The sequence below is a fragment of the Thauera sp. genome (assembly GCF_047601425.1).
Classification (GTDB): Bacteria; Pseudomonadota; Gammaproteobacteria; order Burkholderiales; family Rhodocyclaceae; genus Thauera.
This window is the reverse complement of the sequence record NZ_JASGJL010000001.1, coordinates 1,733,659-1,748,493: the sequence shown is the minus strand read 5'-3', so window position 1 is coordinate 1,748,493 and position 14,835 is coordinate 1,733,659. Positions and strand designations below refer to the sequence as shown.

Genomic DNA, 14,835 nt, shown 5'->3' with positions numbered 1-14,835 from the left:
ACGCATCACTTTTACACGCCCATTGAGGCAGTTTTGGCTGCCAGCCATTTTTCCGTGACCCTGTGAATGAAATTACGCGCTTCGGACAATGTCATGGGGTTTGGCGGTGGATCATCTTTTGAAACAATGTGTCTGGCGTTTTCGCCAAAAACATCTGGATGATTGATGGATCGATAAAATCGCTTCCACTCATTATTTGATGCAAGGTCAGTTATTCGCGAGCCAAGATCATCTTTGATGAGATCTGCAATATGCCCAAGAGACAATGGCAATAGATCTCCAGCCAGTAGCCTTTGAGCTGTATACGCTCGGTTGTCAATTGCCGCAGAGACAATCCGATTTGCCGCAATAAGACGACGTTCCTGATATTCCCGTTCAGCGCATTGCTCTTTCATGAGCTGGCGCTCTTCTACTGAAATACTTTCGTCGGGCGTTACGGTCAGTGCGGCCCTTGTGACATATTGTGTATGAACAGCGTCACGGATCTTCAGGAAGTAGTGCTGTTTATCGGGGCCGCAAGGCATTGTTTCCATTATGCAACCTATCTTGAAGCCAAGATTGATACGAGGCTCATAGGTGGATGCATGATGGACGATAAGTTGTAGCCTCGAAGCGTACTTGCGTACATCTGAGGGGGTCTCAAGGCGGTCCAAAACTGTGCCCGTGAAGTAGGTGTCTTGATTATCGCCGATCAGAGTGATTGACAGCTTACTTAGAACGTCCGCAAGTAGTCGTCTATCCCCTGAGATGTTTCGCAGTTCTACCTTCCACTTCATCGACTAAGTCTCATTAATATATGTGGTGAACGTCAAGTCTCATAAGGGAGCGGCTGCTGTCTTAGGCCGAAGATGCCCTTGCTGGAAGCCCAAGACAGCCTGTTGATAGAACTCAAGTGGCGTCTTCAGTATCGAAGTCGTCGAAATCCCCGTACCAGACATCCCGCAACTCGGTCGCCTTGACCTGTGCCGTTCCCGGCCATGCCTGCATCCAGGCCAGCACGGTCTGGCGTTGCGCTTCGGTGACGGAGCCTTTGCCGGCGACGACGATCCCACTGGTCAACAAGGTCGGTGCGCTGCCGCCCAGCCCGCCGATATAGAGGTCGTTGGCTTCGAACATGTCGATGGCTGCGTCAATGAAGGCATCCAGTTGGTCTTCCGTCAATGCCGGTTCAAAGCGCAACCAGAACGAAAAGCTGAGTTCCTGAAACTCGCCTGCATGGTGCTTCTTGCGCTGGCGGCGGTTCCAGCGTGACTGCTTTCTTCGGGAGGGTGAAGTGGACATTCTTTCTCCGAGTCCAGTGTGTTTATCGGTGGTGTGGTGAGGAGATGAAAGCTCACCCCTCCTGGTATGTCCGCTCCAGCAGCGCCGCCGAGGCGGTCAGTTCGGTGGCGGTGTCGTTCTGGAGCCGGAAAAGCTGGATATCGCTCATGCGGGAATCTCTTGGACTACGTTGCGGACGTCGATCTGGCCGGTGACGGCGGCGGTGATAAGGGCAGAGCGGCGTTCTCTGAGCAAATCAACAGCACACAACGCTTCTTTTCTCAAAGAATCGAGCTTTTCCATCTCTGCATGAAGGAATCTCAAGATTAACGTCTGCTCTTCATCTGGTGGAAACAGCACTGGTAGCTCCATGATGTTCGATGAAGAGATCGAGGCTAGATTCGTACTTTGTTTAGAACGCCCCATGAAGTAAAACTGCGCGTAATCCGCGCTAGTAATTTGATTCAGCCATTCCGAATGAACAGCATAGGGGCGGACTGCAAAAACATGGTTCTGATGGATGCAATCAGTAATTTCACCATGCCATATAGCACCTCGACCTAGTTTGTCAAAGTCGCCACCTTCATTCATGAGGACATCGCCCGGAAGTAAGCGGTATCTATTCAACTGATCTGGTTCTATATCCAGCGTCGCAACATCGTTCAACGCAAGAAATCCATCTTGGACATTAGCGACCCTGAGATATGGCACTGTGATCGTTTCCTTGCCAGCAACATCTTTGCCTTTGGCAATCCCTGTCTGGACATTGGCTACGAATTTCAACCTTGTCACCCCCCAATGCTCCGGTACTTCCCCCAGCCACGCCACACCGGAATCCTTCATCGGGGCGTTGGGGTTGAGCCCTTTGGTGACGGCGTGGGAGATGGTGGCCTGGCGCTTTTCGGCCAGCAGGGCAATGAGTTTTTCCTGCTCGGCAATCAGCGCGTCGATTTTGGCGGTTTCGTGGTCGAGGAAGGTGGCGATGGCGGTTTGTTCGTCCTTTGGCGGCAGCAGCACGGGCATGCGAGAGTGGTACTGAGGCTCCAAATCCCATTGATTGACGCGAATGCCCTTGGATATGGAGAGATAGCCGGTGATGTAGCGTGCAGACCGAAGCAGGTAATGCAGAAAACGGGAATCTTCACCATGCGTCGCTTCATAAATGAAATACGCAGGACTGACGATGCCTCGGTATTCCGAGATGGCAACAGAGCCTTGCCATGCCTTCATCTTGTTGATAGCAAGGTCGCCCTGCTCAACCAATTGATAAACAGAGAGATCGTCAGATGGCTTATTGTTGTTGTCATCACGGCTGGCCTTCGGCACAACGCCATGATCGCGATAAACAGACAATAACTGCTCGCCATCAAATCCGGTTCGCTTTGTGCGCCGGAAAAGCGTCCAAAGTGGAACGATTTGCCAGTGGTTTGGTAAATCTCCAAGCCACTTCACCCCGCTGTCCTTGTACCCCCCATACCTCGGCAAACTCATGCCTTTTCTCCTTCCACAGCCCGATACGCTTGATGCGGATGGCTGGGCATGTCCGGCATGGTGTAGGCCAGCACACCCGCATGAACCAGCGGGCGCAGGTATTGCGTGCTCAGATAGGCGGGGTTGCGCCCGAACAAAATGCCCAGCTCAACCGCTTGCCAGGAGCGGTGTCTGCACAAGGCAATCAGCGCGTCATGGACTTGATCACGTGAGGCGCGTTGCCCCAAGGCGGCAACTTGGGCCTGCAAGCCGGGTGGCAATGCCTGCCACAAGGGGTTACTAGATAAGCCTTCAGCCTTACTAGATAAGCCCTCGACCCTGCTAGATAAACCCTCAGACTGGTATGATAAGCCTCCTAGCTTGCTAGATAAGCCGCCATCAGGCTTACTGGATAAGCCCCCCGCCGCCTCGTCTTTCGCCAGCAGCCACGCCGTCGGCACATAGTAGGTGGCCGCGCCGCGCCCTTTTTGCTCCAGCAGCCCGGCATCGCGCAGCCGCCGCAGGGCTTGGCTGGCGGTCAGGGTGTCCACGCGGTTCAGTTCGCGGTACATGGCGTTGTCGATGGCCCCCTGCTCGCGCACGGCCACGAGTGCACGGGCTTCTTCGTCGCTCAGTTGCAGGCCGCGCAAGCGGCTCAGCCATTGCACGGCTTCTTCATTGAGAAAGTGCTGAAAGTAGTAGCGGGTCACAAAACTGTCGTTGCCGCGCTGGGACTCGAACAGCGGCGGTTCCAGCCCGGCGGCCACCATCATTTCGCGCATCACGCGGATGCCGCTGCCTTTGGCTTCGGCGAATTTGGTGTCCAGCAGCACGGCGGCGATGCGCGGGTTGCGCGGCACCGAGCCGGGTTCGCCCAGGTGTTCCGGCGGTTTGAGCGAGTGGCCGGGGTTGCGGATTTCGATGCGGTTGGAATAGCGAATGATCTGGATGGGCGCGTGGCTGCGGTAGCTGCGGTGCATCAGCGCGTTGACGATGCCTTCGCGCAGCACGCGCTGGGGGATGGGCGGGGTGTCGGTGCGCTGGGCGTCGCCTTCGGCCAGGGCGAAGGCGTTGGGCAGGTCGTCCAGCACGGCGGCCAGGGCGCGGCGGATGGCGCGGAACAGGTAGTCGCGGATTTCCAGCGAGTCGAAGCGGCGCTCGGGGTCGGGTATCCAGTCTTTGCCGGGCACGCGGATGTAGTCCACGCGCGTCGTGGGCAGCAGGCGGCGCAGCGCCTGCTGTTTGCCGAACAGCAGCACGCCTGCAAGGGTGGGCTGCAATGCGCCGTTGCTGTCTTTACTGCGGCGGGCGCAGCCCAGCGATTCGAGCAGGTCTTCGTCGCTCCAGCGCAGTTCCTCGGCGTCGGGGTTGGCGCTGGCGCGTGTTTTGCGGTAGTCGTCGATGGCTTCGGGGGCCAGGTCGGCCAGCGTGGCGTCGGGCATCACGGTGGTGTCGAAGGCTTCGATCTGCCGCGCCTGGTACAGGGCCAGCAGGTCGTCTTCGGTGCATTGCTGGTCGGTGCTGCCCACGCGACGGAATGCGCCCCTGGGCAGGCCGCGTGATTTGATGAAGACGGGTTTGTCGCCGGGCTGCGCCTCGGGCACGGTGACGACCAGCACGGTCTTGCTGTTGATCTGTTCGCTGGCGATGTGTACGCGCACCGGCAGGTTGAACTGCTCGCGGCATTGGGTGGCGAGGCTGGCACCCAGGGCATCGGGCTGCGCCACGCCTTCTGCCACATAGGCGGACTGCGGGTCGGCTTCGTCACGCACGATGCCCAGCAACAAGATGCCGCCCTGCAAACCGGGTTCGTTGGCGAAGGCGCAAATGGTTTCCAGCACGGAGGGGCCGATCTCGCTGCCGCGCTTGGCTTCCAGGCGCTCGTTCTCGTCCAGCGTGTTGAGGATGTGTAGGTAGTCCGTCATTCCGCCAGTTCTCCCAGCATCCGCATGATGTTGGCCGACACCGCCTTCAGTTCCTCGTCGATCACGTGCAGGCTGCGCGGCGGCTCGAAGACGTAGAAGTGGCGGTTGAACGGGATTTCGTAGCCGACCTTGCTTCTGGCCTCGTCGATCCAGGCGTCGGGCGCGTGAGGCAGCACTTCGCGGCGGAAGTACTCGCCGATGTCTTCGGCGAGCGGCACGTTTTCGGTGTCGCGCAGGGCACTGTCGGGCTGGGGTTTGCCTTTCTGCTTGCCCTTGAGGCTCAGCACCACGTTGCCGGCTTCGTCGCGCAGGGGGCGTTCGACGGTGATGGTGGTGTAGCCGAATTCCTCGTTGCGGAAGATGCGTGCGACCGGCACGCGCTTGAGCCGGCCGCCTTCGAGGGCGGGCGGCGGGGTGTCGGCCTCGGTGATGAGCTGGGGTTCGCCCACGGGCTGGCCGGCGGCGTCGAGCACGGTGATCCATTCGGCTTCGGTGAAGTCGCCGAACAGCCGGGTGACGGTGGCGATGTGGGCGTCGCTCATTTCCTTGCGCTTGGAGCCCAGGCTCTTGCGCAATTTCTGCCAGAAGCCGCTGGCGTCGATGAGCTGGACGAAGCCCCGGCGGGCGGCGGGTTTCCTGTTGGACAGGATCCAGACGTAGGTGGCGATGCCGGTGTTGTAGAACATGTCGGCGGGCAGGCCGATGATGGCTTCCACCAGGTCGTTTTCCAGCACGTAGCGGCGGATTTCGCTTTCGCCGCTGCCGGCGCCGCCGGTGAAGAGCGGCGAGCCGTTGAGCACGATGCCGAAGCGGCTGCCTCCGTCTTGCGCCGGGCGCATCTTGGACAGCAGGTGCATCAGGAACAGCATCGAGCCGTCGGATACGCGCGGCAGGCCAGGGCCGAAGCGGCCGTCGAAGCCTTTCTGTTCGTGTTCCTGGCGTACCGCCTTCTTCGACCTTCTTCCATTCCACGCCGAAGGGCGGGTTGGAGAGCATGTAGTCGAACTTGCGTTGGGCGTGGCCGTCGTCGCTGAGGGTGTTGCCGGCGACGATGTTGGCGACGTCCTGGCCCTTGATCAGCATGTCGGCCTTGCAGATGGCGTAGGACTCGTCGTTGAGTTCCTGGCCGTACATGGTCAGCCGCGCCTGCGGGTTGTGCTGCTGCAGGTGCTCGCCGGCCACCGACAGCATGCCGCCGGTGCCCGCGGTGGGGTCGTAGATGGTGCGCACCACGGCGTTGCCGGGGGTGAGCACGTCGTCGTCCTCGATGAACAGCAGGTTCACCATCAGGCGGATGACTTCGCGCGGGGTGAAGTGCTCGCCGGCAGTTTCGTTGGAGATTTCGGCGAACTTGCGGATCAGTTCCTCGAACACCAGGCCCATGCTGGCGTTGTCGACCACTTCGGGGTGGAGGTCGATGTTGGCGAACTTCTCGGTGACGAGGTAGAGCAGGTTGGCCTTGGCCAGGCGCTCGACCTGGGTGTGGAAGTCGAAGCGCTCGAAGATGTCGCGCGCCGCCGGCGAGAAAGCCTGGATGTAGGCGTAGAGGTTCTGGCGGATGTGGTCCTGGTCGCCGAGCAGCTTGCCCAGGTCCAGCGGTGAGGTGTTGTAGAAGCTCTGGCCCGCCTTGCGCAGCAGGAAGGGGTCGGGGTTCAGGCCGGCGCGGGTCTTGGCTTCGAACTCGGCCAGCACCGCGGGCTTGGTGGCTTCGAGCACGCAGTCCAGCCGCCGCAGCACGGTGAAGGGCAGGATGACGCGGCCGTATTCGCTTTGCTTGTAGTCGCCGCGCAGCAGGTCGGCCACTGACCAGATGAAGGACGACAGGGTTTGGTGGTTCATGTGGTTCCGGGTGTCTTGAGCGGTCCGGCATGCGTATTTGACGGGCATGGACCGGAGCGAGGGTTTCTTCATTGCTGATTTTACGGGGGTTCTGGCGGTGAAGAAGGCGGGGCTGCGTCACACAACCGACACAATCGCCTTGTAGCCTGCTGCCTTCCTGCATACGGACACCAACCATGGAAGACCGCGCCGATTTCAACCGCAATGAACAAGTCCTGCGCAGCATCGGGCTCGACGTCCTCGACAGCTACGACGAAGAGCTCGAACAGGAAATCGACGACATGCGCCTGGGCGACGCCAGCGTGCTCGAAGCCCTGGGCATCGACGACGATGCGCCGGCGGGCGAACTGGGCCGGCGGACCTATTTCCGTGAACTGCTGCGCCTGCAGGGTGAACTGGTCAAGTTGCAGGACTGGGTGCAGCGCAGCGGCGAGAAGGTGGTCGTGATCTTCGAAGGCCGTGATTCGGCGGGCAAGGGCGGTGTGATCAAGCGCATCACCCAGCGCCTGAATCCGCGCGTGTGCCGAGTGGCTGCGCTGCCTGCGCCCAACGACCGCGAGCGCACGCAATGGTATTTCCAGCGCTACGTGACGCACCTGCCCGCCGGCGGCGAGATCGTGCTGTTCGACCGCAGCTGGTACAACCGCGCCGGCGTCGAGCGCGTGATGGGCTTCTGCGACGAGGACCAGTACGAGGAATTCTTCCGCTCGGTGCCGGAATTCGAGCGCATGCTGGTGCGTTCGGGCATCCGCCTGATCAAGTACTGGTTCTCGATCACCGACGACGAGCAGGAGGCGCGTTTCCTGGCTCGCATCCACGACCCGCTGAAGCAGTGGAAGCTGAGCCCGATGGACGTGGAGTCGCGCCGCCGCTGGGAAGCCTACACCAAGGCCAAGGAAACCATGATCGAGCGGACGCACATCCCCGAGGCGCCGTGGTGGGTGGTGCAGGCGGTGGACAAGAAGAAGGCGCGGCTGAACTGCATCAACCATTTGCTGGGGCAGATTCCCTACGAGGCCATTCCATATCCCGAGGTCAAGCTGCCGCCGCGCGTCTATAACCCGGACTACATCCGCCATCCCGTGCCCGCGGAAATGTACGTGCCGGAGCGCTACTGACCGGATGCTTGAGCCGCAATGTTCGAAGCTGGCGCCTTGCTGATGCCTGTCATCAGCAAGGCGTTTTGCTTTTGTGGAGCCCTGCTGGCCGTGGCGGCGGTACATGGCTCGTGCAGGGGTGGTGTGCCGCTGCCCGGCGCAGGCGGTACGCAATCGGGGTAAACGACGCTTGCCTGGGTGGGCGCCTGAAGGAAAATTGCCGAACTATAAAAAAAAGATATAAGCTGATGCGCAAGAACAAACACGCCCCCGCGACAGTCGCGGCGGCGGCCTCCCGGAACGGAACATGAGCGAGTTCATCCTCGAAACGAGCGGCCTGACGAAGGAGTTCAAGGGCTTCGTCGCCGTGTCGAATGTCGACCTGAAAGTGCAGAAGGGGCATATCCACGCCCTGATCGGCCCCAATGGCGCGGGCAAGACCACGGTCTTCAACCTGCTGACCAAATTCCTGCCGCCGACCTCGGGCACGATCCTGTTCGAAGGCCAGGACATCACCCGCGAGGCGCCGGTGGCCACCGCGCGGCGCGGCATGGTGCGCTCGTTCCAGATCTCGGCGACCTTCCCGAACCTGACGGTGCTCGAGAACGTGCGCATCGGCCTGCAGCGCTCGCTGGGCACGGAGTTCCACTTCTGGCGCTCGAAGAAGTCGCTCAGCGTGCTCGACGACCGGGCGATGGAATTGCTCGAATCGGTCGACCTGGCCGGCTTTGCCGACACGGTGACGGCCGAGATGCCCTACGGCCGCAAGCGTGCGCTGGAGATCGCCACCACGCTGGCGCTCGAGCCCAAGATGATGCTGCTTGACGAGCCCACCCAGGGCATGGGCAGCGAGGACATTGCGCGTGTGGTCGACCTGATCCGCAAGGTATCGGCCAACCGGACCATCCTGATGGTGGAGCACAACCTGTCGGTGGTCTCCAACCTGTGCGACCGCATCACCGTGCTCACCCGCGGCAGCATCCTGGCCGAAGGGCCTTATGCCGAGGTGTCGAAGAATCCGAAGGTGCTCGAAGCCTATGTGGGCTCCGAGGACATCAACGATGCCCACCACTGATCCGTTGCGAACGCAGACATGACCAGCGCTTTCCATCCCCACCCCGAAATGCTGCGGATCCACGATCTGCATGCCTTCTACGGCGAATCCCACATCCTGCACGGCATCGATCTGCAGGTGGCGCGCGGTGAATGCGTGACCCTGCTCGGGCGCAACGGCTCGGGCCGGTCGACGACGCTGAAGTCCATCCTCGGCCTGGTCGGGCGGCGCAGCGGCTCGATCATGGTCAATGGCAAGGAAGTGATCGCCGAGCCGACGCACCGCATGGCGCGCTATGGCGTCGGCTACGTGCCCGAGGAGCGGGCCATCTTCGCGTCGCTGTCCTGCGAGGAGAACCTGATGCTGCCGCCGCAGGTGGCCAGCGGCGGGATGTCGGTGGATGAGATTTACAGGATGTTCCCCAACCTGCTCGAACGCCGCAACAGCCCGGGTACCAAGCTGTCCGGCGGCGAGCAGCAGATGCTGGCGATGGCGCGGGTGCTGCGCACCGGGGCCAAGCTGCTGCTGCTCGACGAGATCACCGAAGGGCTGGCGCCGGTCATCGTCAAGAAGCTGGGCGAAGTCATCATCGAGTTGAAGTCGCGCGGTTTCACGATCGTGCTGGTCGAGCAGAACTTCCGTTTTGCCGCGCCGCTGGCCGACCGCCACTACGTGCTGGAGCACGGGGAGATCATTGCCACCATCAGCGCCGAGGAACTGCCCGGCAAGATGGACTGGTTGCACCAGACGCTTGGGGTTTGAGCGGAATTCTGCCCAGCCCTGCGTATCACAACCGAGAAGGAAGAGACGGGAGACCACGATGCAGATGAAGAAGCTGACGACCCTGGCCTGCGCGGCCGCTTTTGCAATGCTGTCCGGTGCCGCGAGCGCGCAGATTTCCGGCAATGCGGTGAAGATCGCGGTGTTGACCGACATGTCGGGCACGTATTCCGACGTGGCCGGGCCGGGCACGGTGGTTGCCACGCAGATGGCGATCGACGATTTCATCGCCGAGGCCAAGCCGGCGTTCAAGATCGAGATGGTGTCCGCCGACCACCAGAACAAGGCCGACGTCGCATCGAACAGGGCACGCCAGTGGTTCGAGCGAGACGGCGTTGACACCGTGACCGAGCTGGTGACCACCTCCACCGCGCTGGCGGTGATGAAGATCGCCAAGGAAATGGACCGCATCGCGCTGATGAGCGGCCCGGCGTCCACGCCGATCACCAACGAGCAGTGCAACGACCGTACCGTGCACTACACCTATGACACCTATGCGCTGGCCAACGGCACGGCCAAGGCGGTGACGCAGCAGGGCGGCAAGAACTGGTTCTTCCTGACCGCCGACTACGCCTTCGGCCAGTCGCTGGAGAAGGATTCGTCCGCGGTCGTCGTCGCCAACGGCGGCAAGGTGCTGGGCTCGGTGCGCCACCCCTTCCCGGCGTCGGATTTCTCGTCCTTCCTGCTGCAGGCGCAGGCTTCGGGCGCGCAGATCATCGGCCTGGCCAACGCCGGCGCCGACACCACCAACGCGATCAAGCAGGCGGCCGAGTTCGGCATCACGCCCAAGCAACAACTGGCGGGCCTGCTGCTGTTCATCTCCGACGTGCATTCGCTGGGCCTGCAGGCCGCGCAGACGATGTACCTGACCACCGGCTTCTACTGGGATCTCGACGACGAGACGCGGGCCTGGTCGAAGCGCTTCTTCGACAAGCACAAGAAGATGCCGACGATGGTGCAGGCGGGCCAGTATTCGTCGGTGCTGCATTACCTGCGCGCGGTCAATGCCGTCGGCACGGACGATGCGGGCAAGGTCATGGCGCAGATGAAGAAGACGCCGATCAAGGACTTCTTCGGCAAGAACGGCCGTATCCGCGAGGATGGCCGCATGGTGCATGACATGTACCTGGCCCAGGTCAAGACGCCGGCCGAATCCAAGGGGCCGTGGGACTACTACCACATCCGCGCGACGATTCCGGCCGAGGAGGCTTTCCTGCCCTTGTCCGAATCGGTCTGCCCGCTTGTCAAGAAGTGATCTGATCGCGGAAAGAACCGCATTTCGCTGCGCACCGGAACGGAGTGCCCGTTCCGGTGCGGGAGTCTCGTATGGAAATATTCGGTGTCCCCAGTGCGCTGCTCGGCAGCCAGTTGCTCGTCGGCCTGATCAACGGCTCGTTCTACGCCATCCTCAGCCTCGGCCTGGCGATCATCTTCGGCCTGCTCAACATCATCAACTTCGCCCATGGGGCGCAGTACATGATGGGGGCTTTCGTCGCCTGGATCGCGCTGACCAAGTTCGGCGTCAATTACTGGGTGGCGCTGTTGCTGTCGCCGATCGTCATCGGCGCTCTCGGCGTGCTGATCGAGCGCACGATGCTGCGCAAGCTGTACAAGCTGGACCATCTCTACGGCCTGCTGCTGACCTTCGGTCTGGCGCTGATCTTCGAAGGCCTGTTCCGCGACCAGTACGGCATCTCCGGCCAGTCCTATCCGGTGCCTGAAGCGCTGCAGGGCGGCGTCAACCTCGGTTTCATGTTCATGCCGATCTACCGCGGCTGGGTCGTGGTGGCGGCGCTGACGGTGTGCTTCGGCACCTGGTTCGTCATCGAAAAGACCAAGCTCGGCGCCTATCTGCGCGCCGGTACAGAAAATCCTCAGATCGTGCAGGCGCTGGGCATCAACGTGCCGCTGCTGATCACTTTCACCTACGGCTTCGGCGTTGCGCTGGCGGCTTTTGCCGGGGTGCTGGCGGCGCCGGTCTATCAGGTGAATCCGCTGATGGGGGCGAACCTGATCATCGTCGTGTTCGCCGTGGTGGTGATCGGCGGCATGGGTTCGATCATGGGGTCGATCCTGACCGGCCTCGGCCTCGGCCTGATCGAAGGCCTGACACGGGTGTTCTACCCCGAGGCTTCGGCGGTGGTGGTGTTCGTGATCATGGTGATCGTGCTGCTGGTGCGGCCGGCCGGGCTGTTCGGCAAGGCAGCTTGAGCGAACCGGGGAAAAGAGACAGATGAACAATACGAATTCGATGTTCGCCCGCGCCACGCCGCTGCTGTTCGGCGTGCTGTTCGTGATCGGGCTGGTGGCGCCGTTCGCGATGTACCCGACCTTCCTGATGAAGATCCTCTGCTTCGGCCTGTTCGCCTGCGCGTTCAACCTGCTGCTGGGCTTCGTCGGCCTGCTGTCCTTCGGCCATGCGGCCTTTCTCGGCAGCGCGGGCTACATCTGCGGCATGCTGGTGCGCGATCTCGGCGTGACGCCCGAAGTCGGCGTCATCGGCGGCACGCTGGCGGCGGGGGCGCTGGGCTGGGTGTTCGGCGTGCTGGCGATCCGGCGTACCGGCATCTACTTCGCCATGATCACGCTGGCGCTGTCGCAGATGGTGTATTTCATCGTGCTGCAGTGGAAGGCGACCGGCGGCGAGGACGGCCTGCAGGGCGTGCCGCGCGGCCACCTGTTCGGCATCATCGACCTGTCGAACAACATCGCCATGTACTACTTCGTCTTCGCGGTGTTCTGCATCGGCTTTGCGATCATCTACCGCGCTATCCATTCGCCCTTCGGCCAGATCCTGAAGGCGATCCGCGAGAACGAGCCGCGCGCGGTGTCGCTGGGCTACGACGTGGCCAAGTTCAAGCTGCTGGCCTTCGTGCTGTCGGCTTCGCTGGCCGGCCTGGCCGGTGCGACCAAGACCCTGGTGTTCCAGCTTGCCTCCCTGACCGACGTGCATTGGCACATGTCGGGCGAGGTGGTGCTGATGACCCTGCTCGGCGGCCTGGGCACCATTCTCGGCCCGCTGGTCGGCGCAGCCACCATCGTCTCGCTGCAGACCGAGCTGGCCGATTCGGTGGGCTCGTGGGTCACCGTGATCATGGGCGTGATCTTCGTCATCTGCGTGCTGCTGTTCCGCCGCGGCATCGTCGGCGAACTGCAGGCGCTGATCCAGCGCGCGGGTATCCGCTAAGCGTCTTTTGCCGGGGCGGCGGGAGACACCCGCCCCTCGGCCCGCCGCAGCATGGGGTAGGCGAGGGCGTGGTAGAGCGGTACCGGCGCCACCGAGCGTGAAACGCCGTGGGCAACCACGGCGGTCGCCATCAGCGGCAGCAGCATCTCGTGGTTGGCGGTCATCTCCATGACGATGACGAAGGACGTTATCGGGGTCTGCGTCATCGCGGCGAGGAAGGCCACCATGCCGAGCACCATGATGGCGGCGTCAACCTCGGTGCCGCCCGGCAGCAGGGCGGCAATGTCCGAACCCAGGCCGGCGCCGACCGCGAGCGCGGGGGCGAAGATTCCGCCCGGAATGCGTGAGACGAAAGCCAGCCAGATCACGGCCAGCTTCATGGCGAAGAACAGCATCGGCAGCGCCGCCGACGCTTCGAGCGCAGCCTTGGATTCGGCGTATCCCGTACCGTAGGTGATGCCGCCGCTGGCGAGGCCGATGATGCCTGTCGCCAGTCCGCAGGCGGCGGCGAAGGCGACCGGGCGCGATTGCGCGAACGCGCCGAGCCTGCCCGGCAGGCCGCGTACCGAGGCGATCAGCAGGCGAGAGAAACCGCCGCCCAGCAGACCGCCGGCGATGCCGCAGGCCAGTACCGGCCAGATGCCGTCGGGCCAGCTCAGCGCCGCCGGGGTGCGGCCGAAATAGGTGTAGTTGCCCAGAACGGCCAGCGACATCAGGCCGGCGAAGATCACCGCGGTCAGCGTGGTGCTGTTGGCCTGGAACACCCGGTGGCGGCACATCTCCTCGATTGCGAACATGATGCCCCCCAGCGGGGTGTTGAATGCCGCCGCGATGCCTGCGCCGCTGCCGGCGACGATCAGATCTCGGCTGGAGGCGATGCGCCGGCGTTTTGCCAGCATGTGCATCACCGATGCGCCGACCTGCACCGACGGCCCTTCACGGCCGATGGAGGCGCCCGACAGCAGGCCGCCCAGGGTCAGTACGACCTTGGCCAGGGCGATCCGCAGCGACAGGAATTGCCGCCGCACCCTGCGGTCGTCCGACTGCGATGCGGCAATTGCCTGGGGAATGCCGCTGCCCTCGGTGCCGGGGAAAAATCTGCGCGAAATCCACGCCACCGCGGCGAAGCCCGCCGGTGCGACCAGCAGCGTGAGCCAGGGCCGCTCCTTCATGATGTGCGAATGGATTTCGATCGCCGTGTCGGCGCCGAGTGCGAAGCCGATTGCGATCAGGCCCGCGAACAGTGCCGCGCCGACCAGCAGCAGGCGCTTGTGCCAGCGCCGGATGGAAAGCCAGGGCAATGCATAGCGGCGGCCACCACGGGCGAGGCTGCGAAACGGATTCGATAAGAGGGGGGTGCGCGTATCGGAAGGGGGAGGGGACTGCGGCGTGTCCATGTTCGGGCAGTGGGGGAGTGGCGTGTCGGCTACATGATGCGGCGATGCGACATCCCCATCATGCGGAAGGTGGACGATATCGCTACCATGCGGGGCGCGAGCGTGCGGTTTTACAGTAATTTTGACAATACTGATTCAGGCAAATATAGTTGGAGCAAGATTCAAATGGCGGAAACGCAACAGAAGACAAAGAAACCCGCGCCTCCGGCGACACCGCTGTCGGTTCTTCAGCGTTTCAGGGTTCTGATCCGGACTGCCCAGCGGCATTCCCAATGGATCGAGCGGCAGAGTGGTGTGACGGGGGCACAGCTGTGGGTGCTGCAGGAGCTGATCGAGGCGCCGGGGCTGCGCGTCGGGGAACTGGCGAAGCGCATGGCGCTGCATCAGTTGAACGGCGTCCAACATGGTCGATCGCCTCGAGACCAGCGGCCTGATCCGCAAGGAGCGCACCAGTGCCGACCAGCGGGTGGTGCGGCTGTACCTCACCGACGAAGGGGAGGCCATGCTCGGCCGAGCGCCGTCGCCGGCGAGGGGTGTGCTGGTCGAAGGGCTTCGTCTTCTCGAGGTAGAGGAACTGCAGCGCCTGCAGAACGAGCTGGATGGGCTTCTGTTGCAGATCCGCGATCTGGATGAAGGTTTCGGCATGCAGCCCCTGCCGTTTACCGAATGAGTTTCACTGTGTCGGGGTGCCTGGCGCCGCGGATGCAGACAGCAGCTTGAGCGGCCTTCGGGCCGCTCTTTTTTTGGGTTGTCGATGCGATGCTGATTTCCCGCTGTTTGCTGCATCGATGCCGGAGGCGCCGCGCCATTCTTTCCAGGCAGCCGG

Annotated in this window: 12 protein-coding genes and 2 pseudogenes; 7 read left to right on the top strand and 7 right to left on the bottom strand. The window is 62.4% G+C overall.

Annotated elements, in window-relative coordinates:
- Positions 1 to 11: 11 nt before the first annotated feature.
- From QM748_RS08535 to QM748_RS08510, 6 genes and pseudogenes are all read right to left on the bottom strand, one after another.
- Entirely contained in the window at positions 12 to 776 is a 765-nt protein-coding gene (locus tag QM748_RS08535) for a hypothetical protein (protein ID WP_415246556.1), read from the bottom strand.
- Positions 777 to 888: 112 nt separating this feature from the next.
- A complete protein-coding gene (locus QM748_RS08530) occupies positions 889 to 1,281 on the bottom strand; it encodes a YggL family protein (protein WP_415246555.1) in 393 nt (130 codons plus the stop codon).
- A gap of 144 nt (positions 1,282 to 1,425) precedes the next feature.
- Positions 1,426 to 2,751, bottom strand: coding sequence for a restriction endonuclease subunit S (locus QM748_RS08525; RefSeq protein WP_415246554.1), 1,326 nt, complete (start codon positions 2,749 to 2,751; stop codon positions 1,426 to 1,428).
- Positions 2,748 to 4,655, bottom strand: a complete 1,908-nt coding sequence (locus tag QM748_RS08520) for an ATP-binding protein (protein WP_415248043.1) — start codon at positions 4,653 to 4,655, stop codon at positions 2,748 to 2,750. Before QM748_RS08520 ends, QM748_RS08525 begins: the two co-directional genes overlap by 4 nt.
- Positions 4,652 to 5,524, bottom strand: a complete 873-nt coding sequence (locus tag QM748_RS08515; protein WP_415248042.1) for an HsdM family class I SAM-dependent methyltransferase — start codon at positions 5,522 to 5,524, stop codon at positions 4,652 to 4,654. Before QM748_RS08515 ends, QM748_RS08520 begins: the two co-directional genes overlap by 4 nt.
- A 148-nt stretch (positions 5,525 to 5,672) precedes the next feature.
- Positions 5,673 to 6,494 (bottom strand): annotated as a pseudogene (locus tag QM748_RS08510) (type I restriction-modification system subunit M); the annotation flags it as partial.
- A gap of 176 nt (positions 6,495 to 6,670) precedes the next feature.
- On the opposite strand from QM748_RS08510, the gene ppk2 reads away from it, so the two are divergent.
- From ppk2 to QM748_RS08480, 6 genes are all read left to right on the top strand, one after another.
- A complete protein-coding gene (gene ppk2 / locus QM748_RS08505) occupies positions 6,671 to 7,612 on the top strand; it encodes a polyphosphate kinase 2 (RefSeq protein WP_415246553.1) in 942 nt (313 codons plus the stop codon).
- 286 nt (positions 7,613 to 7,898) lie between these two features.
- A complete protein-coding gene (locus QM748_RS08500; RefSeq protein ID WP_415246552.1) occupies positions 7,899 to 8,666 on the top strand; it encodes an ABC transporter ATP-binding protein in 768 nt (255 codons plus the stop codon).
- A gap of 18 nt (positions 8,667 to 8,684) precedes the next feature.
- Positions 8,685 to 9,407, top strand: a complete 723-nt coding sequence (locus tag QM748_RS08495) for an ABC transporter ATP-binding protein (protein WP_415246551.1) — start codon at positions 8,685 to 8,687, stop codon at positions 9,405 to 9,407.
- Between the two features lie 58 nt (positions 9,408 to 9,465).
- Positions 9,466 to 10,680, top strand: a complete 1,215-nt coding sequence (locus QM748_RS08490) for an ABC transporter substrate-binding protein (protein ID WP_415246550.1) — start codon at positions 9,466 to 9,468, stop codon at positions 10,678 to 10,680.
- 71 nt (positions 10,681 to 10,751) lie between these two features.
- Entirely contained in the window at positions 10,752 to 11,636 is an 885-nt protein-coding gene (locus QM748_RS08485; protein ID WP_415246549.1) for a branched-chain amino acid ABC transporter permease, read from the top strand.
- 22 nt (positions 11,637 to 11,658) lie between these two features.
- Positions 11,659 to 12,612: a branched-chain amino acid ABC transporter permease gene (locus QM748_RS08480; RefSeq protein ID WP_415246548.1), complete on the top strand. Its 954-nt coding sequence runs from the start codon at positions 11,659 to 11,661 to the stop codon at positions 12,610 to 12,612.
- Here the strand turns inward: QM748_RS08480 and QM748_RS08475 are convergent.
- Complete coding sequence (locus QM748_RS08475; protein WP_415246547.1) at positions 12,609 to 13,913, bottom strand: chloride channel protein; 1,305 nt, start codon at positions 13,911 to 13,913, stop codon at positions 12,609 to 12,611. The two genes, QM748_RS08480 and QM748_RS08475, sit on opposite strands and share 4 nt — an antisense overlap.
- A 261-nt stretch (positions 13,914 to 14,174) precedes the next feature.
- Between QM748_RS08475 and QM748_RS08470 the strand changes: the two are divergent.
- Positions 14,175 to 14,679, top strand: a pseudogene (locus QM748_RS08470) (MarR family winged helix-turn-helix transcriptional regulator).
- The last annotated feature ends 156 nt before the right edge of the window (positions 14,680 to 14,835 follow it).